Raw genomic sequence first — 26,966 nt, forward strand, 5'->3', positions numbered from 1 at the left:
CCCCGGGAGGCAGCCGATGCACCGCACCACCGAACAGCACGACCCGATAGCCCAGCTGTACCGCGGCCTGGACACCCAGGACACGGACAGCGCGGTATCGGTGATCTTGAAGCTACGCGGTGAGACCTGCGACATCGACTGCCTGTACTGCTACGAGAAACGCAAGGAGTCCCCAGGCGGAGCGCGGATCGACGCCGGCCAAGTGCGCCGGGTCGCCGAGCTCTTCCAGGGGCGTCCTCTCGCCGTCGAACTCCACGGTGGCGAACCATTGACCGCCGGCCGCGAACACGTCGCCGACGTCCTGCGCGAACTGGCCGCCCAGCCCACCGTGGTCCGAGTCTCCCTCCAGACCAACGGCGTGCAGCTGAACGAAGAGTGGCTGGACCTCTTCGACGCCCTGTACCCGGACCTACAGATCGGCATCTCACTGGACGGGGACGCGGCGGGCAACGCCTGGCGCGTCGGCTACGACGGCCAGCCGGTCTACCCGCGCATCGCCGCCGCCCTGCGGCTGCTGGCCGCACGCGGCCGGAAGACGGGTGTGATCACCGCGGTCACCCCGCCGGTGCTCGGCCGCGCCGAGGCAGTTCTGGACCACCTCGCTGGCTTCGAGGCGGTCAACGCCGTCAGCTTCGTGCCCTGCTTCGACGCCTCCGTCCAGCGTTCCACCACCGCTCAGGGGCGGCGCCTCCCGGCGAGCCGACTGCTACAGGAAGCTGCGGTCCGCGGCTCCGATGGGCCCGCCTGGGCGATCAGCCCGGACGAGTACGCCGAGTGGATCCTCGCCGCGGCCGTCCGCTGGATCGACGCCGGGTATTTCGCCCGCCTGAAACTGGAACCGGCCGTCTCCACCATCAGGCGGCTGCGCGGTCTGGAAAGCGGCTTCTGCCACTTCTCAAGCATGAAGTGCGACCACGTCTTCACGCTCTACCCGGACGGACGGCTCGGCAGTTGTGACGAACTGCCCTGGCCGGAGGCCCAACTCGGCCGCCTGGGCCAGATCCCCGACGAGGCCGGGGTCGTCGCCGCTCAGCGGCGACTTCCGCTACTCAACGCGGGCAAGGCCCTGATGGACCGATGCACGACGTGCTCGTACCGGTCCGCGTGCGGCGGCGGCTGTGTGGCCACCCGATGGCGCCAGGACCAGGCCGGGGACCAGGACGCCTACTGCGACTACCGAATACGGGTGATCGACGGCATCGCCGCGCTCCTCGCCCAGCCCGCCCACCCGGCGGGTGTCTGGTGCCGTACGGTGCGCTGGCGCCCCCGCACCCCCAACAGCATGCGCAACGTCGCAGCATTCCTCGCCCGCTGGGATCGCACCGACGCCCACCGCGCCCCGGTGCGGCTGCACACCAGCGCGCACGGCAATATCAACACCGTTGGCCTGCCTGGCGTGCACGAGGCGGACGATCTGGACCCGGCCCACCCGCAGTGGCACGAAGCAATCGAGCCCAGCGTCCGCCCCCTGGTCGACGCATTCACCCGATCGTGGGGTCTGGTCACATACGACAGCTGCCAGGGCCACCCGTACACCGGCCATGACCTTCCGGCCACCGAGCGCCGCGTCGGCATCCTCCCGCGCGACCGGGCCGAGTACGCCCAGGCTGCCGCAGCTCTGTGCCGGACGGTCACCGCAGCGGCCCCCGAGCTGCCCGCCCCGGTGCAGGTCACCGTGGGGCGGGCGGAGCTGACGTGCGAGACCACCGGGGCCACAACGCCTGTGCTCGACCTGGCGCTACACCCGGCCCTCGGGTACGACTGGCCGGCGTACTTCCAAGCCCTGGAGGCGGCCACCCACGTCGTCGCGGACGCACTGCGCGGCGAACGACCCGCCGCAGGCGACGCCTGCTGCTGCCCGGTCCCGCAGACGACCACGCCCACGAGGGAGGTGCCGGCGTGAGCAGCGCCACCGACGCGATGACGATTCACCAGTTACTGGGGCGGGTCGTGTACTTCCATGCCCTGTTCATCGAACCCGCGCTCCAGCCTGGCCCATCGCCCGGGGCAGGCCCGGCGTGCTGCAATCACCGTGCGGCGCCAGGCCGCGAGTCCACCGCCGGCGAGTTGCTAACGGACTCCGCCTGGGCAGCCCTCATCGAAGCCGCCGCCACCCTCCCGGCTCATCACGAGCCATGCCCGCAGACCGGCAGCGGGTGCTGCGTCACCTGCCGCATCGCTGCCGCAGCCGGGACGGTCGCCGTCGGATGGGCACAGACCGAATACCGCACCTACCAACGGGCCGAGCCCACCGAAACGCTCCTGCGCTCCTGCGCCCACGCGGCGGCGGCCCGGCTCGGCCGGGTCTTCGCCGCCCAGCACGCCGTCTCCTGCCCGGCGCTAGACCGGCTGACCGTGCCGGACGAGCTGCCCAGCTCCGAGGAGCTGCCGCTGACCGCCGAGCTGCTGGGCCTGTGGGCCAACCCGACCGCTACCACCCGCCACCCTGTGGCCAGTTGGCTCAACCACTGCACCGGTCTGGACGACGTCCGACGCGTGCTTGAGACGAGGAGGACCGGCTCGTGATCCATATAGCCGAGACCGTCACGGTCGGCAGCATCGAGGACTTCCTGAACCCCGAGGAGCGCGCCCGACTCGCCGCCATGATGAACACCTTCCTCACCGAGGAGAACCGCGCCCACTTCGGCACGCAGCGGGCCACCTCCATCCACGAGATCCCCGGCCACTCGCACGAGCAGGCCATGGCCGTGTACGAGCCGGCGGGCCGAGTCGAGGTCCCCAAGATCCCGGACGAGCCCGAGCACCTGCTCCAGCACGCCTTCGACCGCGCCCGCCCCGCCCTGTCCCGCGTCATGCCGTCGATCACAGCCTGCCGCCCGTGGACCTACGTCGAATACGGCCCCGGCCAGCACATCACCGGCCACCTCGACGGAATCGCCCCCGATCCGCTCGCCTGGCCCCGGCAGATCGCTGGCATCAGCGTGGTCATCCACGCGGCGGAGGCCGGCGGCGCGTTCTACGTCGAAAGCGCATCCAGCGACCGCCTGTGGGACACCCGCCTGGACCACGATGCCCAGGGCCACGGCTATGCGGACGGCATGTGGCTGGCCCATGACGGCGCCGACCACTCTGCCGACTGGTACGCAGCCATGCCCCGCACCCGGTGGAGCGTGAGCCCCGCCGTGGGCACCGCCCTGCTCTACGGCTCCCAACTCACCCACGGCACCGAACCGGTCACCCGTGGCAGGGTCGCGAAGTTCATCAGCTGGCTCATCGCCGAGAAACCCGAGGGGTGAGGCCCGTGCTGTTGGCCCTGGAAGGAATTGCCGGAGCCGGGAAGAGCACCCTGCGCGACCGGCTCCTGGGCGTCACCGCGGCCGACAATCGCGTCCTCGGGCACATCGGCCAATTCTCCTGGCTGTCGCTGCCAGCCACCCGCACCATCATCGGCCTGCGGGCCGGCCGCCCGGCGGCCACTGCCGAACACGCGGTCGCCGCCGCCCGGTTGGACCTGGAGCTCCACGCCCGCCACAACCTCGCCCCCGCCCTGTCCCTGGGCCCGGTGGTCGCCGACCGCCTCACCCTCTCTACAGCTTGCCTGCTCGCCCTGCTCCACAACCGCCCCGTCACCGACTACGTGAAACAGCTCGCCAGCGTGAAGGCTGCCAGGGCGGAGCTGACCGTCCTCCTGACCACCGCGCCCGAGCTGTGCCGCACCCGGCTTTCCCACCGGGCCACCGCCCGCCGCTTCGGCGAGGACCCGCCGACTGCCGCCCGGCTCGCCGACCTGTACGAGCAGGCCGCCACCGCGTGGACCGATACAACCGGGCTGCCCGTACTGCGCCACCCGTGCACCGACGAGCCCGACCTCGACCTACTGACCGCCGCCTGCCTGGACCGGCTGCACAACGCCGCCCCGCCCACGGCGCGAAGATGAGGAGCCGCCCCATGCACCTGCACCCGATGCACCCCGCAGCCTGGGTCCTCGACCAGCTCCGCCACGACGGCTGGCACGTCCACGACCTTCTCTCCTTCACCCGCGCCAGCACCCTGGTCCTCGCCAGCCACGACGATGGGCCCCCTGTGGTCCTCAAGGCCGGCTTCGGCAGCAACCACGTCCTGGCCGAACTCGACGAGAGCGCCCGCAAGGCCGCCTACGGCTTCTACTGGTACGCAGAGATGACGGAAACCGAACGGGCCCTGACCCGCGAGGACTTCCGTCACGAGATTGCCGTCACCCGCGCCGCAAAAGGCGCGCACCACGTCGTGCCACTGCTGGAGGAGGGCAGCACCGACCGGTTCGACTGGTACACCATGCCCTTCTGCCCCGGCGGCAACTTCCGCTCCCATCTCACCACCGCCCCGACTCTCACGCCTGGCGAGAAGGCTGCCGGGCTGGGCCTGCTGGCCGACGTCGCCGAGGGCCTGCGCACCCTCCATGAGCGCGGAATCGTGCACCGCGACGTCTACCAGGAGAACATCCTTATCCACGATGGCCACGGGCTGATCACCGACCTCGGCGCCGCACGCCACACCGACACCCCACGCGGACCCGCCACCCGCGGCCCGGAAGTGCACTGGCCCCCCGAGTACGCCACCTCCTACGACCGCGCCACCCCGGCTGCCGACGCCTTCAGCCTCGCCGTCCTGACCTACCGCTTCCTTTGCGAGGACATGCCCCGGCACGGCCACTCCCGCCTCGGCGCTGCCCCACCGGACCTGCGCCTGCTTATCTCCGCCGCGCTCGCCCCCACGCCCGAGGACCGGCCCGCCATAAGCGAGCTGCGCGAAGCCCTGCGCCAGGCGGCCACCCCCGCCGCCACGCCGCCCCCGCGCAGCCACTGAACCCGCCGCCGTCCGGAAGGAGACCGCGATGCCCACCGCACGCTCGCCGCCGCGGTGCCCGGTCCCAGAAGGTGCACCGCCCTATCACCCCTCATCGGAAGGACGAGCACACTCATGACCGACGACCGAATCAGCGAGTTCCTGGCTGCCGTGGACGACCTGCGCGGCGACGACACCACCGTCCGTACCACCGCTCACACCTCCAGCGTCTCCGCGAAGGGCTGGCCGACCGCCGAGGCCCCCGCGATGACCGAGGCCCCCGCAGGCACCGACGCCTGAACATCGCGCACCATACCGGCAGCACATCGCCGGTGAGCACCTCCTGGGGCCGGACCGCCAAGGGCCCGGCCCCAGGCCCAGCTGCTGTCGGAAGGACCCGCCCCGTGGACGCTCCCGCCACTGCCCTCTCCTTCGCCCCGATCCCGGCCCAGCACCGCGACCGCACCCACCGGATCCGCACCGTCCTCAAATCCGCCGGCCAGCACCAGGACGGCACACCCGATTCCGGGAATTCGGCCGCCGACTACTGCCTGGCCCACCACGTCCTCGAAGGCGCCGAGGCCGCCGCCCGCGCCCGCGACACTGCCACCTTCGACTGGTACGGCGCTCACCCGGACGCGAACGCCCCGGCGCTGTCCGTGCCCACCGTCATCGGCCCGCGCATCGTGGTCGCGCCCGACCCGGACCGCATGCCCCACTCGGCGATCTCCGAGACCCCCTACTACGTACTGGGTCCCGACACCATCCCCGCCCCACCGGACCTGCGGGAACTCGCCGCCGCCGCGTACGACGTCGGCGCCCGCCACGGCTTCGCCGGTCTGCTCGCCGGCCACGCCGTCGTCCTATGCTTGCTGCACCGCAAGAAGCTCGGCGACACCCTCGACAGTTGGACCATCACCCGGCTGCCCGGCACGATCTACTGCGACCACGTCGACGACCCCGTCGTGCTCGCCCGCGACCTGGTCCATGAGGCGGGCCACAACTGGCTCAACGACGCCCTCGCCGCCAGCGCCTGCAAGATCAGCGAGGAAGCCACGTTCTACTCCCCGTGGAAGAGGACGGTGCGGCCCGCCTTCGGCTTCCTTCACGCCTGCTTCGCCTTCCCCCTCACCATGATCTACACCGCCCGCGTCCTCCCCTCCACCAGCGGCGATCTCCACCGGTTCCTGTCCACATATCTGGACCAGCAGCGCGGACTGCTCGCCGGAACCGTCGACGACCACGCCCACGCGCTCGATCTGATCACCGATCCCGACCTCCGCCAGCACCTGCACACCGTCCACCACGAAGCGATCAGCCTGTGAGCCCCGACAGCACCCCGACCACCCCCACGGACCGACTAGCGCAACCCGGTGTGATCCTCCTGGTCCATGCCGCCGACGGTCCGCGAGTCCAAGCGCACACCGGGACCGCCAGCCTCGAACTCGCCGTGTCCATCGGGGAGAACACCGCATTCAACGTCGGCTCCATTGCCAAACAGATCACCGCCTACCTGTGCGTACGCGCCGCCCGCGACGGCCTCCTCTCCCTGGACCGGCCGGTGCGCGACATCCTGCCCAACTTCCGCATCCCCGACGTGACCGTCGCCGACCTCATCCGGCACCGCGGCGGCATCCGGGACGCCGAGACCCTGCTGTCCCTGGCCGGCTTCCGCGACCTCGACCACTACACCGCCGACGACCTGCTCCAACTCGCCTACCGCCAGCAACGCCGAGCCGTCGAGCCGGGCCGTTTCCTGTACAGCAACACCGGCTACCTCCTCCTCGCGGAGATCCTCACCCAGGTCCACGGCGCCGGGCTCCAGCAGATCGCCGACCGGCAGGTCTTCGCGCCGCTCGGCATGACCGCGGCCCGCTTCAAGACCGATCCCCGCGAGGTCATCCCCGGTGCTGCCGCCAGCTACCGCGTCACGGCCGACGGCTGGCAGCACCAGCAGGGCCCGGTCACAATGCCCGGCCCCGGCTCCCTGTGGTCCACCGCCGCCGACCTGGATCGCTGGCTAGGATACCTCTGGGAGGAATGGAGCGAGTCAGCCGACGACGGACTTCCGCATGAGCGCCATGTCGACTACCGGCCGAGCGACCACCCGCCGTTCACGTATGGGCCCGGGCTGTATGGCGACCCGCGGCCCGGCCGAGCGGCCGTCTTCCATTACGGCCATGAGCAGGGCTTTTCCGCCGCCGCACACCTCACCCGCGCGGGGCTCCGCATCATCTGTCTGTCCAACCACGCCAGCATCGCCGCCGACCAGGTCGCTGCCGCTGCCCGCGCTGAACTCGGTCGCACACTCGAAGCCGACCTGTCCAAACTCCTGCACCGCCAGCCCGAACCCACACCCATCGTCGCGGAAAGGAGCTGCGCCGACACGCCCCATATCCCGCTCGGCACATACGCCTGCGACGAGGTGCCCGGCACCCTACGCCTGACGCGCAGCAAGAGTTCGCTCTACCTGTGGCGCAGAGGAACGCACGACTTTCTCACCCGCACTGGCGCCGCGACGTATGCGGCGAAGGGCTACACTCTCACGCTCCCGACCGCGCCAGCCGACGATAGCGCGCCCACGCCCGACAGCTTCATACTCGATCTCGACCGCGCGCCAGGACTGCAATACCAGCGGCGGTCGGACTGACCAATTCCCCACCGCAACCTCATAAGCAGCTTCAAAGCCAGTGTCGGCGAACGACCTCGCCACCCATCGTGTAGCCGCTGATACCCGGATACGCCGGGGCTCGCTCCCGAAGAGTCGCCGTCCTCGCGCATCAGCGACCAGGACTGTGAGCCGTACGCGTTCACGGTCGGGATGAAGCCGCGACCGATCGCCGCCTGCCCTTCACCGGCTGTATCGGCCATTTGTATGGCTCAAGTCGCCTGGTGGGGTCGACGGCGGACGCCCTAGCCATTCTCCGAGTTGGTCACCAACGCCGTCGAGCACAGGACCGGAGGCGTGGGACATCGGGTCCACTACCCCGACAGCGAATTGCGGATCGAGGCCACCGACGACAAATCGAGGTCACCGACGACAACCTGCCCCCAGCCGAACTGCGCCCCTCTTCAGCCCTTCTCTGCCCAGTAGTTCTCCAGCATCTCACTAGGCCACGCGGGTTCGTGAACCGGGCCGCGCGGCCCCATCTCGATGAAGAACGGAGACAGGTCGTAAATCTTCGTGCCGACCACGGCGTCCAGGTCGGTCACCCGTAGACGGAGGCCGTTGACTCCCAACAGGCGAGGGAAGGACTGCGCGAGCTGATTGGGGCGCCGGTGGTTGCGGTGCGCGAAGGTGCCTGTTGCCGGCCACTGCGGGTTTCCTCGCGGGCTGCGGGCGTGGTACTCGACGTCACTCGGGGACGCTTGGTCGAAGTGCCACACAACCACCAAATGAGAGAATTCCTCCAAGCCCTGCACAGAGTCGAGTGGAAACTCATCCTCATCAAGCTGAATTACCGACTCGATGTCACCCCAATAGTCGTCCGCAACCTCCCTACGGCCCGCGACGACTTCCCCGATCGGCTTGATCTCCAGAGTCATGGTCCAGCCTTTCGATTACGCCTCAACGACACTTGCGTTCAATCTACTTGGGCCAGGTACGCCGCAGCGCGGGCATCAAGTACGCCCACCGTGGAGATGCCGCGCTTCCGGTAGGGCGACAGAAGTTGTCGCATCTCGACGACCCTCTGCCGCGCCCGGCCGGAGTAGATCCCGTCCTCCATGGCGTCCAGGACGCTGGTCCATGTCGCGCAGGCTTCTTCGACGCCACCCTGTGCGGTTTGCGTCGCGCCCATGTACCCGAGGGTCACCGCGTGCGTTCGCCGGAACGCAGTTCCACGGGTGCGCACGGAGCGTCGGAACTCCTTGATCGCCCGCTGGTGATCACCGAGATCCCGCAGTGTGCATGCGGTCTCGTGCGCCAACGACGCCTCGCCGAAGAAGAACGTGCGGTCCGGCTCTCTGATGCCAGCGTGGGCGTTCGATAGATCGTCCTCCGCTCGCAGCAGGGCGCAGGCTGCCTCTTGGTTGTGGCAATTGGCCGCGAGAGTCCGTGCGTGCACTACACCCAGGAGAGCGCGCTCTCGGGGGGTGGCGGCTGCGTACCGCTCGCCGTCCACGGAAGCCTGCGCGATCTGAAGGGCTTCGCGCCGGAAACCTAGGTTGAAACGTCGCGTGCGTCGGCGTTTCAGGTCCATCGACGGGACTCCTCGGTCCAGCTTCCGACCTCGGGCGCTCTGGTGCTGGTGGTCTCGATGGTTTGCGGTGATCCGGCCAGCGCCTAGCGTTCTCGCGCACGGACCAGCGGCGCGGCGGCGGGCACGGCCGGCGCGCGGTCGACGAGTACCTGCGGCATGAGGCCCGCTGGAGCGCGATCGCATGCTCGCTGTTGTCGAAGGCCATCCAGCCCGACAAATACGCCAAGAGATCGACGGTGAGACTCGGCTTTCCGGCCTCGGTGTGGCGGCGGAGGCGGTCAAGGGACGCGTGAGGTGGTCGAACAAGCTCCGCCAGGACCACCGTCTCCTGGCCGCCCTTGAGAAGTTGATGCAGCGGCTCGGCCCGGCCGGCTCCAGGGTGCCAGTTCAAAACGTCGCCAAGGTCGTGCCGTTCGTGGGTGTCTTCATCGGTGCCAGCATGAATTCCGCGATCCTCGGCAGCGTGGCCGCCGACGCCCAGCGGTACTGCTAGACCCGATTCCTGTGCGACAAGTACGGGCTGCCGCTGCCGGCCGCACTGGCGACCGGCCGGGACGACGGCCCCCAGACCGACGCCACGTAAGCGATGGCCGCTGGGTCCACGATGCAGCCTCTACGGGTCCCCACTTACGGGCGAGCACCTCGCCCCATCAGGTCGTGCTTCGCCGTCCCGGTGAGACGTGCCGGTAAGGGTCTGCTGGGAGATTCCGAGCTCCTTGCAGAGCTCGGCGACCTTGGTGTCGGGCTAGTGATCTGGTTCGGAAGGAGTCTTGCACCGGGTGGCAAACTGCCACTCTCGGTCGAGGATCGCGTGCACGACGGAGTCTCGCCACTGCCCGGCTTTCAGGACGTGTTCGCGGATCACTCCTTCCTCGACCATGCCAGCGACTGCCATCGTCTTGGCCGACGCGTCGTTGAGGGGGGACCGCGCTCCCCAGATGCGGTGAAGGCCCAGGTCGTCAAACCCGACGCTGAGCAGCAACCGCACCGTCTCCACGCCGTAGCCGACGCCCCACGCGTCTGGGCGCAGAGCGAAGCCCAAGGTGGCTCCGCACTGCTGATGTGGGTCGGTGGCAAGGCGGCCGAACCCGATCAGCTCATTCATGTCCCGTTCGATGACGGCGAGCGCGTACTCCGTGCGTGGGGTCGCGGTGGCGGAAGCAATCGACCGGGCCACAATCTGCGCAACCTGCTCACGGGTACGCGGTTCGAACGACAGGTGTTCCGTAGCCTCGGCGCTTCCGTAGATGGCGAGCACCGCATCCACGTCCTCAAGGGCGAGTTCGCGCAGAGCGAGGCGTGGGTTGGAACGTTCAACCGGATACATGGAATACGCCCTCCGCTACATGATCCCCTTCCAGCGCCAGGGGCGCGGCTCTGCACGGCCGCGCAGGCAGTCAACGCGATACTGAGCCTCGGCTTGCCACTGGGGACGCGTCGCGGCGTGCTGGGCCGCGTAGGTGGTCATGCGCAACTCGCGGGCACCGGCGAGGAGGTCGTACCCCTCCCATTGCGTGACGTCCGTGCCGTACGCCGCACAGAACTTGGCGTACTCGGCCGCGGTGACGGCGCCGGTCGTGGTCATTTTGACCGCGGTGGACACCAGGTCCCACTCTGGCGGCCCGACGGAGGCCCGCTCGAAGTCCAGCATTACCGGCCCGGCCGTCGTGCGTACGACGTTGCCCACCCACGCATCACCGTGCACGACACACTCGGGCAGGCCATGGGGCCGGTGCTCCCAGCGCTCGCGAAGTTCCACATGCCGATCCCGCAACCAGACGCGATCATCCTCCGACAGCGATGTGGCCGCCTCGATCCGCTCGGACACACGTACGAACGGGTCCAGCCTGTCGAGCGGCAGATCCGGGACCGGCAATGCGTGAAGTTGCTTCAGCAACGTGACAACATCCATGACGTTGCCAGCCTCATGCGCCGGAAGCTCGACCCAAAACGTCACGGGTCGTCCGGCAGCCTCGACGGGCTGCTCGGCCGGCAGCGCGCGGACGGCCGACACCCCGTTGTCGGCAAGCCACCGAGCCACGAGGATCTCACGCACCGCGGCCTTCCACTGGCCTGCGCGGGCGATACGGACGACCACATTGCCGGGGAGGCGCCAGATTTCGTTCTCGGCGATGCGAACGGGCTCGGCGCCTGCGGGCTCGAGCCCGGCGAGGGCGCAAGCCTCTTCCAGTACGGCACGGGCGGGTCCAGCCGAGATCGTCATGCCTGCAAGGTAGTCGTGATTCGCTGCCGGAGGTGCGCCGCCTCCTCCAACGTGCGGTGCTCTGACGCGAATCGGCGGAGTTCCTTGAGGTCATCGCCCGCCCTGCGCGAGGTGAGGCGTCCGACGTCACTGAGCGCCTTGTGGCCGATAGCAATGGCCTGCATCGGGTCTCCCTTCGCCATAACGAGCGACGCCAGCTTCGTACGGGAAATCCCACGAGAGCGAGCGTAGTCGTCGCTGTGTCCAGCGACCGCCGTTGTGAACCGTTCCGCAGCCCGACCCGGGTCCTGGTCGGCGTGGATGGCTAGGTCCCAAAGCGCATGGGCTGTGTCGCCGTGGTGCTGCGCCTCGTCGTAGTACGCCATCCACGGCGGGTCCTCCGCCGGGTTCGAGTAGGCGAATGCGTCGTCGGCCGCGCCGACCGAGGCCAGCGTGCCCTGCACATCGTGCATCTTCCCGAAAGCGCGGGCGCGGGCGCTATGCAGCATGGCTTGAATGGTCGGGGTTAGCCGGTCGGAGCGCACCAGCCCTTTCTCGGCGTAGGTCAGGCCCTCGTCCGGATCGCCGAGCCAGATCGCCTGACGAGCCAGGAAGGAGAACGTCTTGGCGCGTAGCCACCAGTCCCCGGCCTCCTCCGCACATTCGGACGCGACCTTGAAGGCAACCCGGGCTTCATCGTGTGCGTAGGCGTCGAAGTGCGTGGCGCCGACGACGATGCCCAGCCGCGCGACGCTGCCGAGGAGCTCCGGGCGAAGCCGTGATGGGCAGTCGACGGACAGCAGCCGTACAGCCCACTCCATCGAGCGGCTAGCGAAGTCGCCGACCAGGCCCCCACCACCTTGGGCGTTGTCCCAGCGGTGGATGCCGTCGGCGATGAGGCGCAACTGCTCAAGCTCGGTGGGACGAATCCGCTTAGGGAGCTCCGGCGGTGCGGCCGGGGCTACGAGTCTGGCGAGGTCTATCGGAGTGATGGCGGCAAGGCTGGTGGCGGCCAGGAAAGCGCGTCGGTCCACTGGCGGAAGGCTCCCAGGTAGCGGGACTGGAGTGTATCTGCCCAGGATGCGTCCTCCGTGGACCTGAAGAGCCCCCTCCACCGGCCCCTGGCGGACACTATCCGCTTCACGCCGCTTTTTATCCGCATCGCCGAACACCATGCCCCAGGCTCGGGTGAGCACGCCGCCGGTCTCGAGGACCGCATCCAGGCGCTCTGCGAGGTCGTACCGGCACCGGTATTGCCCCTTCTCAATCTTGGAGATCACATCCGGGCTGACCTGCACCATTGGCCCGAGCTGAGCGGCACGCAAACCGGGATGGCGCTTGCGCCAGTAGCGCAGTTCTGCACCAAACCACTCCTGCGGTGAGGCGTCTGGGTTGAGCGCTTTCTCTGGCGGGTGCGGCTCGATTCGAGGGATGGGGTGACCTGGGGATACGTTGATTGGCTTGCGGGTGGGCAGGTCTTCTTCCTGAGGGGAGGAGGCGGTGTCGATGGGCTCGCTGTTCGAGGTGATCGAGGCCGAGGAGGCCGAGGTTCGGGAACGGGTGGAGCAACTGGAAGAGCGGTTGGCCGAGTTGACCGAGCGGTTGGAGGCTGAGCGGGAGAGACTCTCGCGGTTGGTGATCACTCGTGAGACGGCTCGTGCGCTCCTGTCGAGGGTGACGGACGACAGTGCCGCGGACGTGCCGGTGCGGGAGGCGCCTCCAGCCGGGAAGCGGTCGCCGTTCGAGGGGGCTGAGCGCCGGGTGGTGGGGGTGCTGTCGGTGCCGAAGTGGCAGCCGGGCATGGAGCCGGGTGTTCTGCCGCGGGTCTACCAGGACATTCTCGAGGTCGTCGGTGACGCGCCGGGGCCGGTGCGGGCCAAGCAGGTGGCACCCAGGATCGGCCTGCCGGCGGAGACGGGGAAGATCGAGGGGACGCGGTCGAAGCTGAAGCGTCTGGTGGTGCGGGGCTGGCTGGACGAGACCACTCCGGGCCTGTTCACCCCCTCTGATGCCAGAAAGACTCATTCGTCCAACTCGCCCTGAAAGAGGGGCTCTTCCTTCTAGATTCGTAGGTGCGAACCAGAACGAACCCTGAGAGAAGAGCCCCGGATGGAACACTACGACAACCTGGACATGCCTGAGGCGTTCGCGCGCTCGGTCAGTGCCTTCGAGACGCTGAAGGCGACCCTGTCGGGAGACACGGCCGAAGAGTGGACCCACGGTGAGCTGGAGGAACACCTCCGGGAAGCGGGGCGCGCGCTGCTGCGCCAGCTGCTGCAGGACCACCTCGACCTGCGCGCGATACGCGAGGAAGAACATCTGCGTGCCTGTCCGGATCTGCGGGTGACGGGCCCGGACGGCCGCGTGCGTCCGTGGCGGGAGCGGAGCCATGAGCGATGGCTGTCCACCGTCTTCGGCCTGGTCCGGATACGACGCATCGCGCATCGCGGGCCCAGGGTGAGCAACGTGCATCCCGCGGACGCGCTGCTGTCGCTGCCCGCGGGCCGACACTCGGCCGGCCTGCGCCGCATGGCCGTCGTCGAAGCGGTCCGCGGCTCCTTCGACCAGGCCTTGGCAGCCGTCGAGCGGCAGTGCGGCCCGGTGCTGGGCAAACGTCGGCTCGAAGAACTCGTCGTCGACAGCGCCACGGACGTCGACAGCTTCTACCGGGCGAAAGTACCGGTGCCCTGCAGCCGGGACATGCCCCTGGTCATCCAGGCCGACGGCAAGGGCGTGGTCATGAGGCCCGAAGCCCTGCGCGAGGCCACCCGCCGCAAGGCCGCCCAGGCCGCCGCCGCGGGGCGGCGGGGCCGGCTGGCCCCGGGAGAGAAACCCAACCGGAAACGGATGGCCACCGTGGCCTGCGTCTTCGACACCCGCCCGGCCCCACGCCGCCCGCACGATGTGATCGGGCCGCCCGAGGGCCGCAGCAGCCAGCGCACCCGCCGCCCACGACCGAAGGCGGAGAACAAGTGGCTGACCGCCTCCCTGGTCAAAACCCCCGAGGAGGTCATCTCCGAAGCGTTCGACCAGGCCCAGGCCCGCGACCCGCACCACTTGCGGGACTGGATCGTCCTGGTCGACGGCGCCCGTCACCAGCTCGATGTCGTCCAGGCCGAAGCCGTCCGCCGAGGCGTGACGATCCACGTCCTGATCGACTTCGTTCATGTCGCGGAATATCTGTGGGACGCCGCCCATGTCTTCCACAAAGCCGGCAGCAGCGAGGCCGAAGCCTTCACCGCGGACCGGCTCACCGCGATCCTCGCCGGTCACGCCGCCCGCGTCGCCGACGAACTTCTCGGCCAGGCCCACCGGGAGAACCTCTCCACCTCACGACGCGAAGCAGTCATCGCCTGCCACCGCTACCTCACCAACCACCTCGACCAGCTCCACTACGACACCGCCCTGGCCAAGGGCTGGCCCATCGCCACCGGCGCGATCGAGGGCGCCTGCCGGCACCTCATCGCCGACCGCCTCGACATCACCGGCGCCCGCTGGGGCCTTGCCGGCGCCGAAGCCGTCCTCAAACTCCGCGCCGTCACCAGCAACGGACACCTCGACACCTACTTCGCCCACCACACCGCCCGCGAGCACGAACGGCTCTACCCCACCGCTGACCAGGCCACATTCAGACCGACCGCCTGACCCGAGACGTTCACTTCAGAGGAGCCGCACCCTTCTCTGGCTGCGGCATCGACGGTCCCTGGGTCGTGATGCGGATATCTCAGGTCTCCGCATCCGGATCTGCACGCGGGTCTCGCGGCCTGACTGAATGGTGGCTGACCGGTTCCGCACCAGTACACACCGCAGTCAAACCTCGTTGCTGAGGATTCCACCAGACCCGAAGTGGACCTGTGATGGCCGACCTCTTGGAAGTATCCGCTGCGCCAGCCACCGGCGTGCGCGCTACGACGCGCAGCACGCCGGGACATCTGGCGATAGACCTCGATGTGACCGAGCTGGCCGTGCCCATCGTCAGGACCATCGTGCGCGCCCACCTGAAGCTTTGGGGCCTGGCTGATCTGGCCGACGGTACGACCTTCGTGGTTACTGAACTGCTGACCAACGTCCTGCGGCACGTACAACCCACCCTGCACACCGGGGCGAGGAACACGCAGCTGACGCTCACCCGCCTCCCGGGGGCACTGAGCGTCTGCGTGCGCGACTTCGATCCCGCGCTGCCCAAGCCGACTCACGCAAACGATGAGGCTGAGCACGGCCGGGGGTTGCCCCTTGTCATGGCGTTCGCCGACGACTTTGGCTGCTCCCCGTTCAAGGGCGGGAAGGACGTGTGGGCGACCGTCCTTATCAGCAACAACGGCACGAACGGGAACCCGCAGGCGCGGGAGACGTCATGACGGGCCGGGAGACGTCCAGAGAGCGCACGCGCCGGTTGAGCGGGCCGACGCTGCCCTCGACCAAGTCCCCTCGGCGTCAGGAGAGCTGGTTTACCAGATCACGATGCCGTCGACCGCATTACAGCTTCTGCCTCCGGCACAGAGGGGGGAGGAAGGACGAGCGGCATGCCGTCGCAGCCCGCCAGTTCACCCGTCTGTCGAGCCAACTCTCCTTTGCCCAACGTCTGCTTTGCGGCGGCAAGTTCGGTCTGAACGTTGAGTCGACTCGTGGGACGTCCCAGGACGTCCCGACCGAGTCCTGTGCGGCGGTACCGGCGTCTGCGAGCTCCCTGAACGATGTCCGTGTAGCTCGCCGCGCCGTGTCTTCCTTGCACGAACCGCCCTTGTCGGCGAGTGGCGGCTCGAATTGCCTCGGTGGCTCCTCTGGGGCCGTCGAGGTGGCTCCCCGGTCGCCAACTTCGGATCTCACTAATGGAGTTGTCCTTATGCCTCGCACCACGACCTCAGCCCCCACAATCGGCGGTCGGCATGGGGACGGCGTGTCCTGGCCGGAGGGCTCATTCAGGGAACTGGGCCGTGAACTGCGGACCGTTGTATCGACCCTCGCACCCGGACCGTCGCCTCTCGCGGTGCAGGAGACCCTTCATCGCGAAGTGACCAGACTGGTCTTCGGCGAGTCTGCCTCCGTCAGCGAAGACCCGGACGAGCGACACGTCCAACTGCTGCTTATGCGCGGCCACTTGATGCGACTGCTCGGAGCAGTCGTTCCCCTCGATGCCAACGAGCCTCCTATGGAAGACGATCGACTGGTCGTACGCGTGCGTGCCCTACTCGACGAAGAGATTCCCGGCGACGCCGTGCGTGCGGCGTCCCTGCACCGGCGGATGTCCGAGGTCGGGCGGGAGCTGCTCGCCGTCCTTCCTGCTGTCGATACCTCTGACGACGTGGTCGACGGCTGGGGGAGGACTGTGTGCGCCGGGTTCGATTCGACGCGTATCCGCGAAGCCATTCGTGCGGCGAAGTCCTGGGAGCAGGCGGGGGTGTACCCGCATCCACACACCCTCGCGGCGGTCACGCAAGCGCTGAGCGGATACGTCACGACGCTCGTCCCCTACGTCTCGATCCACTTGGAATCGCTCACCGCCGGGAGCCGAGGGTGGTCCGCATGCGGTGAGGCGATCGAGCGCTCACAGGAGGCCCGCGATGCCGCGCCGGGAGAGGGGCTCAAGGCGGCGAGGGAGCACGCATACCGTCTCGCGGTCCACACCGAGGCCCTGCTGCGCTACGCCGAACAGGACTGCGAGCGGGGCGGTGAGTGACGTGACCGGGTCCTATCGCGCGGCGCACCCTCAGCGGATTCATCGTGCTCCGGCCTCCCCGCCGATTTCGGGCTCACCCCGGAGAGACGAGCCGGCCCCAGGGCGCGTTCGACGTGGCTGGCAACAGGCTCGCGCGCACCGGGGCGCCGTCCTCCTCGCTACCGCCATCAGCCTGCCCACCGTCTACGTCCTCGCCGAACTCGCCCTGCAGCTCTACGGCGGTTCGTAGCTCACGCCCCAACCAGCCGATCAGCAAAGTGGGCCGGCCCCGATAAGACGACGACTGTGCCAGAACACCGAAGGAGTACGACCATGCCGGCCCCGGACGAGCCCATCTCGCCGCCGCTTTCCCCTCAGGAGCGGGAGGCTCTGCTGGGCATCTCTCAGGGAAGGACGACCACAGAGACGGCCTGCGACATGGGAGTGTCCGACAGCACGGTCAAGACGTACATCCTCCGGATCGGCGGAAAGCTCGGAACCTCCGAGCGGGCGGGCATGGTGCACCTCGCCTACCGCCACGGACACTTGGACGTCCCCGGGCCTGTGGACTACATCGTCGAGCTGCCGGAGGAGCAGCGCACCGTCCTGGCAGGGCTCGCCGGCGGAAAGACCGTCCAGGAGATCGCGGCCGTCGCGAAGCGTCCGCTGGACGACGTACGCAAGGACGCTCGACGCCTGCTGCGGGCGCTGGGCGCTTCCTCGGCCGCGCACGCCGTCACGCGAGGATGGCAGTTCCGTCTCCTGGGCCCCGCGACCGGCCGTGACAACTCCGGAGACGTCGTCGCCATGGCAGGACAGGCATGAACGCCCGCGTCGAGGCCGACAGCCTGCGACCTGGCAGTGGCCACGTTCACCAGCACGCGGGGGACGTGTTCACCTGCGATCGGCGACAGGACTTCGTGCCCCACGTGATCCGTACGCACCGAGGTGGTCGCTGGCGCAGGGTGGACCGGAGTAAGCACGCCGGCGAGTGGGCGAAGTTCGTCCATCGCTCCGAGATGCTCGTCTTCGACATCGACGACGGTGGGGAGGGCGGCCCCGGCATCGTCACGGGAGTGATCCCGTCCAAAGAAGACGCCACGGCGCGCCTGGCCGCACTCGCTCCAGTGCCGGGGACTGCCGTTGCCGAGATCGGCACAGACTGCGGCTGGACGGCAGCCTCTCTGGACCACCTTCTCCAGGGCGGCAAAGTGGTGACGGCCGCGGACACAGAACGTCTCGCCGAGATCGCCCGGCAGCGCCTACGCCCCTACCCGCGGGTTCGCGTGGTCAGCGGATCGCAGGCCGAGGTCTTGGGACCGGCGGGCTCGTTCCACGGCCTCCTGTCCCATCGTGCAGTACGCCGTGTGCCGTGGGAATGGGTCACCCGGGTTCGTCCAGGCGGCCGACTGTGCCTGCCCGTCCGTACCGCGCTGGGCGGATCCAGCACGCTGCTCGTCCTGACCGTGGCGCGGGACGGGGCGTCGGCCAGCGGACGTTTCCACGCCGGACCGGCTCCGCAGACCGTGTGGCTGCGCGAGCACCGACCTGGTGAGGGCACCCCCGTCGAGTCGCAGGGCAGCCCGAGGACATCGGAAGCCCTGGACCCTAGGGGGGCGCACGTACGGACGGCGGCCCGGTTGTTCGCCGGCCTGCTTCGCCCTGAACTTCGAATGCAGGTCGTGCGCGGCGTTGCGCAGCTCGAAGGCGACGTTGCCGACCGCCTGCGTATTCATGACCACCAGGCGTCTCGGGCGGTGGTCTTCCTCCACTCCCCCCGCATCTACGAGTGGGGGCCGCGCGATCTCGGCTCCGATCTGTTCGACGCGCTCGGTCAGTGGCACGCGGCCGGAGAACCAGAGGTTGAGCAGCTGGGCGTGACGATCACGGAAACGGAACACACTCTGTGGCTCGGTGCACCGGACGGTCCGTCGAGGCGTCTGCCCGAACTCCACACGATCACCGGCGAGGTGGAGCGGCATGCGACCTGACCATCCGATGCTCCTCCACCCCTCCGCAGCGATCGCCGAGTTGCAGGCACGGCCGTCGAGCGCCCGGATGCAGAACTACCTGCTCGGCGGGCGGGACCACTACATCGTCGACCGTGACGGGGCCCTTCGGGCGGCCGACCGCATGCCGTTCCTGGAGAGCGCCGTCCGCCACGAGCGCCTGTACGTGCTCCTAATGGTGCAGGCCCTGGCCATCGCGGGCATCCGGCAGCTGGTCGACTTCGGCTGCGGCCTTCCCCACGGCCCCACGCCGGTGGATGTCCTGACCCGCATTCATCCCGGCGCCCGCGCCGTGTGCATCGACAACGACGTGCTGGTGCACACTCACGCCGACGCAATGAGGACGGCCAAGGCGCCCGCTGTCGTCGAGAGCCTGTGCGCCGACGTACGCGAGCCCGAGTCGATCCTCGCCTCCAGAGAAATTCTGGAGACGATCAACTGGCGAGAACCGGTCATCCTTCTCCTCGGCAGCGTGCTCCACCACATCGAGGACACCGCGGCGCAGCCCCTGACCGTCCTCGTCGACCAGTACAAACACGTAGCCGCCCCCGGCAGCGCTCTCGTCATCACGCACGCCACCGCCGACGTCTCGGGCAAACCCGTGCGCCGATTCGCCAAGACCATGACGGCGGCCGGCTGCCCCGTCCACCTGCGGACGAAGGAACAGATCGCCCAGCTGTTCGACGGCTGGCAACTGACCTCCCCGGGCCTGACCGCGCCACAGACACTGGCACTCGAATACCCGGTCCTGCCCCAGGCCGCGTCATACGCCGGCACGGCCCGAAAGGAGACCGCGCATGGCCGAGCTGTGTGATCAGCAGACCGGCGTGATCAAGCCGGTGACCAGCCAACTCCCCATGGTGTCCCGGCTAGAATCCGTGGCGTCCGGAAACGGGCACCCGGGCGTCGCGGTCACTGACGCTGGACGTCACGTCTGCACCCCGGAGATCCGCATGCCCCACACCCGCGCGTTCCCGCGCGTTCCCGAAAACCCCTTTGCGGGTTGGTTAGCCGACGCTACGCCCTGGTGCCCGGACGCGAGTCGGCGCCGGCCGCACCCGCATTTGGCAGGCCAGCGGTGAACGGGCAGACAGCCTCGCATCGGGGCGGGAACGACATGGCGCAGCGCCATCGGGAACCGGTCGACGTCCATCTCATCCTGCGGCGTGGCGGCGAGGTGCTGCTGAGCCGGCGGGCGGGCGACACCTACGCGTCGGGCCTGCTGCACATGCCCTCCGGGCACCTCGACGGAGACTTCGAGGACGTGGTCACCGGGCTGGTCCGGGAAGCCGAGGAGGAGCTGGGCGTCGTCATCCGGTCGGCCGATGTCCGCGTCGCGCTGGTGATGCAGCACCGCAGCCCCAAGGGTCACAACCGCACCGGCTGGTTCTTCGAGGTCACCCGGTGGGTCGGCGTCCCGCGTATCGCCGAGCCGGACCGCTGCTCACAGCTGGACTGGTTTGCCCTCCATGACCTGCCCGACGACATGGTGGCGTACTGCCGGGCCGGCCTGGATGCGTACCGCAACGGGCACTCCTTCGCCCTGCACCTCCAGGAACCCGACGACCCGATCGCCTACGACGCGAACGGGCCAAGCCGTCTGCACCCCTTGCCCGCGCGGGCGCCGGACCCCTACGCCGTCGAGCAACAGCTGGCTTCTGCCAGCCGGCATCCATCGCCGAACCACCATGCCGTTGGCGCCGACGCCGGAGGCGAAGGCGCACGAGGCCCCGTAAGGAACCCCTCTATGACCGATGTGGCCGTGGCCCCCGACGAGGCCACCCGGCTCCGCAACAAGGTCGTCGACCAGCTCAAGGAGGACGGCACGATCGTGTCACCCGCGGTCGAGGCCGCCATGCGCAAGGTGCCCCGGCACCTTGCCGTACCGGAGGCGTCGCTCAGCGACGCATACAGCACCTACAACGCCGTGGCCACGCAGGAGGACGAGCACGGCTATCACACCAGCTCGGTCTCTGCCCCGCAGATCCAGGCGATGCAGCTGGAGCAGGCCGACATCCGCCCCGGCGACAACGTGCTGGAGATCGGCACCAACGGGCCGAACGCGGCCTACCTCGCAGAACTGGTGGGATCCACCGGGCAGGTCACCACCGTCGACATCGACCCGGCGCCCGCCGACCGCGCCAGGCGGTTCCTCGCCGAGACCGGCTACACCGACGTCAACGTCGTCGTCGCCGACGCCGAGAACGGCCTGCCCGAGCACGCCCCCTACGACGCGATCGTGGTGACCGTCGGGGCCTGGGACATCCCGCCCGCGTGGACCGTCCAGCTCAAGGAAGATGGTCGGCTGGTCGTGCCCCTGCGTATCAACGGCCTGACCCGCACCTACTCCTTCGTCCGGCAGGCTGACCACCTGTTGGCCACGAGCGCTCACGTGTGTGGTTTCGTGGCGATGCAGGGCGCCGGCTCCCACGCCCAGCAGGTGATCCAACTGCCTGGGGACAAGGGCGTCACCCTGCGATTCGACGAGGGGCTGCCCACCGACCCGTCGCTCCTGGACGGCGTCCTGGACACTGCCCGCGCCGAGACGTGGACCGGGGTGACCGTCGCCAGCCAGGAGCCCATCGGCACCCTCCAGATGTACCTGTCCACGCAGGTCCCGGCGTTCTGCTTCATGTCCACCACCCCCGAGTTGGCCACCGGCAACATCGGCCCGACGGGCAGCAGCTGGTCCATGGTCGCCATCGACGGGCCGCACTTCGCCTACACGGTCGTGCGCCGCGACACCGAGAAGAAGACCGCAGAGTACGGCGTCCACGCCTTCGGGCCCGACGCGGCCGAGTTCGCTGAGCGAATCGCCGACATCTTCCGCACCTGGGACGAAAAGGTCCGCGGCACGGACGGCCCGCGCATCGCTGTCTACCCGGCGGGCACGCCCGATGACCCGATCACCGGCGACCGGATCATCGACAAGAAGCACAGCCGGATCTCGATCTCCTGGCATCCGGCGTAGCCGCTGGGTGCCAGGACGTCCTGCAACAACCGACCAGCAACATCGCACTGAACAGGAGGACTTGCTGTGACATCTGCTGTGACGACTTCTCGGCCGGCGCACATGGCGGCGGTGCCGGGAGATCCCTTCGATCTGGACGTTACCTTCGTCGAATCCAGCCAACTGGTCGGCACGGTGGCCGCTTCTGATGGCGGCTGCCAGGCCACGTGTGGCAGCGGCGCCTGTACCTCCAGCGGCGCCTGATCACCCCATCAGACCCCCGACACGGTGACCCAACCGTGCCGGAAGCCCGCCAACAGGCGGCACACACAGCGGCTTTGACCGCACAACCTCAGAAGGAGAACCCGCACATGGAGAACGACGAGTTCGACCTCGACATCAGCGTCCTGGAGTCCGGCGACGGCTCGACCACGCTGGTCAACCTCACCGACGACGGCTGTGGCAGCACCTGCTCCAGCCCGTGCGCCACCGCCGTCGCCTGAGCACCCTCCGCGGAATCGACGAGTAGGGAGACCCCACATGGAGGCGAGCACGGTCAAGCAGCAAGCCAGCCCGCCTGCTGCACCGGTCGGTGACCCGTTCGACCTGGACATCAGCGTCCTGGAGTCCGGCGATGGGTCCGCCGTCCTGATCAACCTGACCGACGACGGCTGCAAGCCCACCTGCAAGGGGTCCTGCGCCACCAACGTGGCCTGACCCGTCGCATCAACCGGTGCCGGTCCGCACGATGTGCGTTCGTCGTGCGGACCGGCACCGCACGGACACGGAACAGGAAGGGCTCATGAACTCGAGGCACGAGGTGCTCTACCAGCGCGCGGACGTGGCGCTGGTCAGGGCCGCCCGCCACACGCGGTTGCCGCTGCTTCCGTGGCCGGACGTCACTGGCGACTCTCCGGGCCAAGTGCAGCAGTGGCTTACGTGGCTCCGTGCGGTGTGGGCCCTCGACGAGGTCTCGGATGCCGTTGAGCAGGCCAGTCCCTCGCTCGCACGGCACATGGACGCACTGTGCGCGACGACCGCCGTCCCGCAGGCCCGACAGGTCCGCCGGATGCTGGTGTCGGTGATCCGGTATGTGCAACGGATGACCGGCCGCGCGACGCCGAACGGCCTGTTCGCCGGGATCGCGCTGGCCGCACTCGGGGAGCGACCGGAGGTGCACTGGGGCAGGGGGCACCGGGCCGTGGCCCGTGCGGACGCCGCCTGGGGAACGGAGGTGATCCGTCGCCTGGAGGCTTGCCCCGAACTGCTACGACGTCTCCCCGTGGTTGCCAGCAACACCTCGTTCGTCCGGGGGGACCGATTGATCGTCCCCTACCCTGCCCGGTCTCGAAGCACCGGCAAGCCGACGGCAGAGGTGTCAATCAGGTTCACCTCTGCGGTGCGGGCCGCGCTGGACGCTGCGCGATCCCCGATCAGGTACGACCTCCTCGCGGGCAAGGTGCAAGCCGGGTTCCCCCAGGTTCCGGAGTCGCGGGTCAGGGAACTGGTCACGAGCCTGATACGGAACGGCGCACTCGTCAGCAGCCTGCACGCCCCTTCCGCCGTTCTTGATCCTCTCGACCACCTCGTACGGCAGCTGGACGCCGTCCACGCCGACGACGTAGCGCCCGTGGCGGCCCTGCTCACCGGCCTGCGAGCGGTGCGCGACACCGTGGCCCAGCACAACCAGGCCCTCACGCCAACGGACGGACGGCGCCTGCGCCGCGCGCTCTGCCAGAAGATGACGGAGGTCGCCGCCGCAGATCACCCGGTGGCGCTGGACCTGCGCATGGACTGCTCGCTCGTACTGCCCACCCAGGTCGCATGCGAGGCGGAGCAGGCGGCCACCGTACTGGCCCGCCTCACGCCAGCGCCGTTCGGCATGCCCGGCTGGAAGGAGTACCACACCCGCTTCTTCGAGAAGTACGGCATCGGTTCCCTGGTGCCGCTGCGGGACGTGACAGACCCCGATGCCGGGCTCGGCTTCCCCGCCGGCTACATGGACAGCGAGCCGGAGGCGCGCGAGACGCTGTCCAAACGGGAGCAGCGGCTTCTTGCCCTCGCCCAGGCCGCCGCTCTTGAGTGCCGCGACGAGATCGTGCTGGACGAGGACCTGATCAGCCGCCTTCAGGTCGGGGACCAGGACGGCATGCAGGTACCGCCGCACATGGAGGTCTCCTTCCGCGTCGAGGCTGCTTCCGCCGACGCCCTTGCCCGCGGTGATTTCGCGCTCTGCGCGATCCACCCGTCACGCGGCATCGGCACCACGAGCGGGAGGTTCCTCGCGCTCTTGAATGCCGACGACCGAGCGCGCGCCGCCGCAGTGCTGGAAGGACTCCCCGTCAACGCACCCGGGGCGCTGCCGGCGCAACTCTCCTTCGCCCCGCTTGACCGAGCGGACTCCAACGTCAGCCGCGTTCCCGAGATGCTGCCAGCCGTCATCAGCCTGGCTGAGCACCGGATCACGGACGAACGCACCATCGACCTTGACGACCTGGCCGTCGGCTGCGATCGGCGCAGGCTCTACCTCGCCTCCCTCTCACGCAAGTGCCTGGTGGAACCGCACGTAATGCACGCCCTGGACCTACGGGCCCACACACCGCCCCTCGTCCGGTTCCTCGCCGAGATCAGCCGCTCCCAGTCCGCAGTCGTCACCGACTTCTCGTGGGGAGCCGCCGCAGCCCTGCCCTACCTCCCGCGCGTTCGATACGGGCGCGCTGTTCTCGCGCCCGCCCGCTGGCTGATGCACGCCTCCGAGGTACCCGACACAACCGCGTCATGGGACGAGTGGCACACGGCTGTTGGCCGGTGGCGCACGCAACGCCGCGTGCCCGAGACCGTTGCCCTGACCGAAGGCGATCAGCTTCTCCCGCTGGACCTCTCCGAGAGCGCCCACCGCGCCGTACTGCGCGCCCACCTCGCGACGGCCGACACCGCCGTGCTGACCGAGACTTCCCCCGACGGAGGCGGCTGGTTCGCAGGCCGCGCCCACGAGATCGTCATCCCCATGAGAGCCACCCGCGCCCCGAAGTGGCCAACGGTTCCCCCCGTCACCGCGGACCGCCTGCTCACCCGCGACCACGGACACCTACCCGGCACCAGCCCCTGGCTCCTGGTCAAGCTCTACGGACACCCGGAACGACACGCCGAGATCCTGTCCCAGCACCTACCCGGCCTCCTCGCCCAGTGGGAGACCCCACCGACATGGTGGTTCATGCGCTACCAAGACCCTCGACCGCACCTGCGGCTACGGATCGCCACCCCCGAACCCACGTATGTGGGGCAGGCCGTCACGCACATCAGCGACTGGGCCGCGCATCTGCGCCGCGCCGGCCTCGTAAACGATATGCAGTTCGCCACCAACTACCCGGAAACCGGGCGCTGGGGCACGGGTCCGCTGATGAGCCTCGCCGAAGACGTCTTCGCCGCCGACTCCCGCGCCCTCGCTGTGCAGTTCGCCCAGCCGAGCCGCCCACACCCACGAGTCCTCGCCACAGCGAACTTCGCGTCCCTCGCCACCGCCTTCACCGGCGGCGTGGCCGAAGCGATGGAGTGGCTGTCCAGATACGGGAAGATCACAGATCCGCGCCCACTCGACCGGCAGGTCCTTCCCGAAGCGGTCCGCCTGGCTGACCCGACCGACGACTGGACGGCCTTGCGGGCCCGCGCCGGCGGGGAGGCCATCACCGCGGCCTGGGCACAGCGAGACCAAGCCATCGCGCGGTACCGATCCCGGCTGCGCGAATCCGACCTCGATCCCCACCTCGTGCTCGATTCGCTCCTGCACGCCCACCACATCCGGGCCACTGGCATCGACAGGGACGACGAGCGCATGTGCGTCCGGCTGGCCCGCGCCGCAGCCCTGGCCTGGACGGCACGGAGGGGAAACAACCATGGACCTGCGTGAGACCGCCCGCCTCGCAGCCGGAGCCATCGCCGACCGGCTCGCCGCCCCGGACGACGTGCGCGACCTCGACCTCAAGCAGGGGTGGTGGCCACAATCCCTCGCGCACGGCGCCGTCGGCGTGGCTCTGCTGCACATCGAGCGCGCCCGCGCCGAGCAGGGCCCTTGGCAGCGCGTACACGACTGGCTCGCCTGCGCGGTCGACGGCGGAGCCGTTGGCGGAGCGGACGCCCACCTCTACTACGGAGCGCCCGCGCTCGCCTTCGCCCTCCACTCCGCCGCCGACCGCCCCGGACGGTACGCCCGCGCCCTGAGCACACTCGATACACACGTAACGAACCTCGTGTGCACGCGACTTCGCGCCGCCCACGACCGCATGGACCACGGCGAGTTCCCCGAGCTGGCGGAGTTCGACACGATCCGCGGACTCAGCGGCCTGGGCGCACTGCTGCTGCATCGCGGCACCAACCCCGATCTCCTGCGGAACGTCCTCACCTACCTGGTGCGGCTCACCGAGCCGGTCAAACACGACGGCGAACTCCTCCCCGGCTGGTGGAGCCACCTTGCCCCCTCCGGCAAACGTTCCCCTGACTACCCGGAGGGCCACGCCAACAACGGCGTGGCCCACGGCATCGGCGGCCCCCTGGCACTCTTGGCCCTCACCGCCCGCCAGGGCATCACCGTGCCCAACCAGAACGAAGCGATCACACGCACTCTCAACTGGCTGGACCGATGGCAGCAGGACGGACCAGCTGGACCGTGGTGGCCGTACTGGATCACCCGCGACCAACTGCGCAACGGCCAACCCGGCCCCGGTCCCTCCCGCCCATCCTGGTGCTACGGCACCGCAGGCTTCGCACGTGCCCAGCAGCTCGCCGCCCTCGTCACCGGCGATACCCACCGCCAACACCTTGCCGAGACCGCCCTCCAGCAGGCCATGACCGATCCAGGCCAACGCAATGCCACCGTCGACCTATCCCTTTGCCACGGCTTCGCCGGACTGGCGCACATCACGCAACTCGCCGCCGCCGATGCGATCACCCCCGGCCTCACCAACTGCCTGCCCAGCCTGCTCGCGCCGATCACCGACACCGCCCCCGACACCCTTGTCCACACGCTGTGCAGCCCGGCCGACGGCGGAGACATCGGACTCCTCGAAGGAGCCGCAGGCACGGCGCTCGCGCTCCACGCCTTCTCCACCGAAGGCCCCTCCCTGTCCGGCTGGGACAGCTGTTTCCTGACCAACTGACCTGGAGA

Annotated in this window: 27 protein-coding genes and 1 pseudogene; 23 read left to right on the forward strand and 5 right to left on the reverse strand. The window is 69.1% G+C overall.

Features of this window, described 5'->3' with window-relative positions; genetic code table 11:
• The first annotated feature begins 16 nt into the window (after positions 1-16).
• The 8 genes from HDC93_RS02970 to HDC93_RS03005 all read left to right on the forward strand — a co-directional run bounded on the left by HDC93_RS02970 (position 17) and on the right by HDC93_RS03005 (position 7,435).
• Entirely contained in the window at positions 17-1,903 is a 1,887-nt protein-coding gene (locus HDC93_RS02970; protein WP_185006819.1) for a radical SAM/SPASM domain-containing protein, read from the forward strand.
• Positions 1,900-2,526 (forward strand): hypothetical protein, encoded by a 627-nt coding sequence (locus tag HDC93_RS02975; RefSeq protein ID WP_185006821.1) that lies wholly within the window; start codon positions 1,900-1,902, stop codon positions 2,524-2,526. The genes HDC93_RS02970 and HDC93_RS02975 overlap by 4 nt, the downstream gene beginning before the upstream one ends.
• A complete protein-coding gene (locus HDC93_RS02980; RefSeq protein ID WP_185006823.1) occupies positions 2,523-3,257 on the forward strand; it encodes a hypothetical protein in 735 nt (244 codons plus the stop codon). The genes HDC93_RS02975 and HDC93_RS02980 overlap by 4 nt, the downstream gene beginning before the upstream one ends.
• A gap of 5 nt (positions 3,258-3,262) precedes the next feature.
• On the forward strand, positions 3,263-3,898 hold the full coding sequence (locus HDC93_RS02985; RefSeq protein WP_185006825.1) for a hypothetical protein: 636 nt from the start codon (positions 3,263-3,265) through the stop codon (positions 3,896-3,898).
• An 11-nt stretch (positions 3,899-3,909) separates the two neighbouring features.
• Positions 3,910-4,806, forward strand: a complete 897-nt coding sequence (locus tag HDC93_RS02990; RefSeq protein ID WP_185006827.1) for a protein kinase domain-containing protein — start codon at positions 3,910-3,912, stop codon at positions 4,804-4,806.
• 114 nt (positions 4,807-4,920) lie between these two features.
• Entirely contained in the window at positions 4,921-5,085 is a 165-nt protein-coding gene (locus tag HDC93_RS02995) for a hypothetical protein (RefSeq protein WP_167347975.1), read from the forward strand.
• Positions 5,086-5,189: 104 nt separating this feature from the next.
• A complete protein-coding gene (locus HDC93_RS39220) occupies positions 5,190-6,110 on the forward strand; it encodes an aKG-HExxH-type peptide beta-hydroxylase (protein ID WP_185006830.1) in 921 nt (306 codons plus the stop codon).
• 50 nt (positions 6,111-6,160) lie between these two features.
• Positions 6,161-7,435 (forward strand): serine hydrolase, encoded by a 1,275-nt coding sequence (locus tag HDC93_RS03005; RefSeq protein ID WP_185006831.1) that lies wholly within the window; start codon positions 6,161-6,163, stop codon positions 7,433-7,435.
• Between the two features lie 422 nt (positions 7,436-7,857).
• Here HDC93_RS03005 and HDC93_RS03010 read toward each other — a convergent pair whose 3' ends face one another.
• Positions 7,858-8,331 (reverse strand): TrmO family methyltransferase, encoded by a 474-nt coding sequence (locus HDC93_RS03010; RefSeq protein WP_185006833.1) that lies wholly within the window; start codon positions 8,329-8,331, stop codon positions 7,858-7,860.
• 38 nt (positions 8,332-8,369) lie between these two features.
• On the reverse strand, positions 8,370-8,987 hold the full coding sequence (locus HDC93_RS03015) for a hypothetical protein (RefSeq protein ID WP_260419358.1): 618 nt from the start codon (positions 8,985-8,987) through the stop codon (positions 8,370-8,372).
• Positions 8,988-9,276: 289 nt separating this feature from the next.
• Between HDC93_RS03015 and HDC93_RS38085 the strand changes: the two genes are divergently transcribed.
• On the forward strand, positions 9,277-9,480 hold the full coding sequence (locus HDC93_RS38085) for a hypothetical protein (RefSeq protein WP_260419359.1): 204 nt from the start codon (positions 9,277-9,279) through the stop codon (positions 9,478-9,480).
• A 252-nt stretch (positions 9,481-9,732) separates the two neighbouring features.
• On the opposite strand, the gene HDC93_RS03025 is transcribed toward HDC93_RS38085, so the two are convergent.
• Genes HDC93_RS03025 through HDC93_RS03035 form a run of 3 tightly spaced genes read right to left on the reverse strand, consistent with a single transcriptional unit; the run spans position 9,733 to position 12,647 of the window.
• Positions 9,733-10,314 (reverse strand): GNAT family N-acetyltransferase, encoded by a 582-nt coding sequence (locus HDC93_RS03025; protein ID WP_185006835.1) that lies wholly within the window; start codon positions 10,312-10,314, stop codon positions 9,733-9,735.
• Between the two features lie 15 nt (positions 10,315-10,329).
• Positions 10,330-11,211: an aminoglycoside phosphotransferase family protein gene (locus tag HDC93_RS03030; protein WP_185006837.1), complete on the reverse strand. Its 882-nt coding sequence runs from the start codon at positions 11,209-11,211 to the stop codon at positions 10,330-10,332.
• Positions 11,208-12,647, reverse strand: a complete 1,440-nt coding sequence (locus tag HDC93_RS03035) for a helix-turn-helix transcriptional regulator (RefSeq protein WP_311774479.1) — start codon at positions 12,645-12,647, stop codon at positions 11,208-11,210. Before HDC93_RS03035 ends, HDC93_RS03030 begins: the two co-directional genes overlap by 4 nt.
• A gap of 49 nt (positions 12,648-12,696) precedes the next feature.
• On the opposite strand from HDC93_RS03035, the gene HDC93_RS03040 reads away from it, so the two are divergent.
• The 14 genes and pseudogenes from HDC93_RS03040 to HDC93_RS03105 all read left to right on the forward strand — a co-directional run bounded on the left by HDC93_RS03040 (position 12,697) and on the right by HDC93_RS03105 (position 26,958).
• Entirely contained in the window at positions 12,697-13,233 is a 537-nt protein-coding gene (locus HDC93_RS03040; protein WP_185006839.1) for a hypothetical protein, read from the forward strand.
• A gap of 66 nt (positions 13,234-13,299) precedes the next feature.
• Positions 13,300-14,835 (forward strand): ISKra4 family transposase, encoded by a 1,536-nt coding sequence (locus tag HDC93_RS03045; protein WP_185006841.1) that lies wholly within the window; start codon positions 13,300-13,302, stop codon positions 14,833-14,835.
• Positions 14,836-15,047: 212 nt separating this feature from the next.
• The gene (locus tag HDC93_RS03050; protein ID WP_185006844.1) at positions 15,048-15,548 is read left to right on the forward strand and encodes an ATP-binding protein; all 501 of its coding nucleotides are present in this window, start codon (positions 15,048-15,050) and stop codon (positions 15,546-15,548) included.
• A gap of 653 nt (positions 15,549-16,201) precedes the next feature.
• Positions 16,202-16,867: a DUF6415 family natural product biosynthesis protein gene (locus HDC93_RS03055; RefSeq protein WP_185006846.1), complete on the forward strand. Its 666-nt coding sequence runs from the start codon at positions 16,202-16,204 to the stop codon at positions 16,865-16,867.
• 312 nt (positions 16,868-17,179) lie between these two features.
• Positions 17,180-17,671, forward strand: coding sequence for a LuxR C-terminal-related transcriptional regulator (locus HDC93_RS03060; RefSeq protein ID WP_054243485.1), 492 nt, complete (start codon positions 17,180-17,182; stop codon positions 17,669-17,671).
• Positions 17,668-18,837, forward strand: coding sequence for a protein-L-isoaspartate O-methyltransferase (locus tag HDC93_RS03065; protein ID WP_185006848.1), 1,170 nt, complete (start codon positions 17,668-17,670; stop codon positions 18,835-18,837). The genes HDC93_RS03060 and HDC93_RS03065 overlap by 4 nt, the downstream gene beginning before the upstream one ends.
• Positions 18,827-19,669: an SAM-dependent methyltransferase gene (locus tag HDC93_RS03070; RefSeq protein ID WP_185006850.1), complete on the forward strand. Its 843-nt coding sequence runs from the start codon at positions 18,827-18,829 to the stop codon at positions 19,667-19,669. Before HDC93_RS03065 ends, HDC93_RS03070 begins: the two co-directional genes overlap by 11 nt.
• Positions 19,670-19,972: 303 nt before the next feature.
• A pseudogene (locus HDC93_RS38090) lies at positions 19,973-20,281 on the forward strand (NUDIX domain-containing protein); the annotation flags it as partial.
• Between the two features lie 321 nt (positions 20,282-20,602).
• Positions 20,603-21,826, forward strand: a complete 1,224-nt coding sequence (fxlM, locus tag HDC93_RS03080; RefSeq protein ID WP_185006976.1) for a methyltransferase, FxLD system — start codon at positions 20,603-20,605, stop codon at positions 21,824-21,826.
• Between the two features lie 102 nt (positions 21,827-21,928).
• Complete coding sequence (gene fxlA, locus HDC93_RS03085) at positions 21,929-22,069, forward strand: FxLD family lanthipeptide (RefSeq protein ID WP_185006979.1); 141 nt, start codon at positions 21,929-21,931, stop codon at positions 22,067-22,069.
• A gap of 107 nt (positions 22,070-22,176) precedes the next feature.
• Complete coding sequence (locus HDC93_RS03090) at positions 22,177-22,308, forward strand: FxLD family lanthipeptide (RefSeq protein WP_185006852.1); 132 nt, start codon at positions 22,177-22,179, stop codon at positions 22,306-22,308.
• Positions 22,309-22,345: 37 nt separating this feature from the next.
• Complete coding sequence (locus tag HDC93_RS03095; protein ID WP_185006854.1) at positions 22,346-22,522, forward strand: FxLD family lanthipeptide; 177 nt, start codon at positions 22,346-22,348, stop codon at positions 22,520-22,522.
• An 85-nt stretch (positions 22,523-22,607) separates the two neighbouring features.
• The gene (locus HDC93_RS03100) at positions 22,608-25,712 is read left to right on the forward strand and encodes a lantibiotic dehydratase (protein ID WP_185006856.1); all 3,105 of its coding nucleotides are present in this window, start codon (positions 22,608-22,610) and stop codon (positions 25,710-25,712) included.
• Positions 25,699-26,958, forward strand: a complete 1,260-nt coding sequence (locus tag HDC93_RS03105) for a lanthionine synthetase C family protein (protein WP_185006858.1) — start codon at positions 25,699-25,701, stop codon at positions 26,956-26,958. Before HDC93_RS03100 ends, HDC93_RS03105 begins: the two co-directional genes overlap by 14 nt.
• Positions 26,959-26,966 lie beyond the last annotated feature (8 nt).

The sequence above is a fragment of the Streptomyces sp. AK010 genome, assembly GCF_014207295.1.
GTDB lineage: Bacteria > Actinomycetota > Actinomycetes > Streptomycetales > Streptomycetaceae > Streptomyces > Streptomyces massasporeus.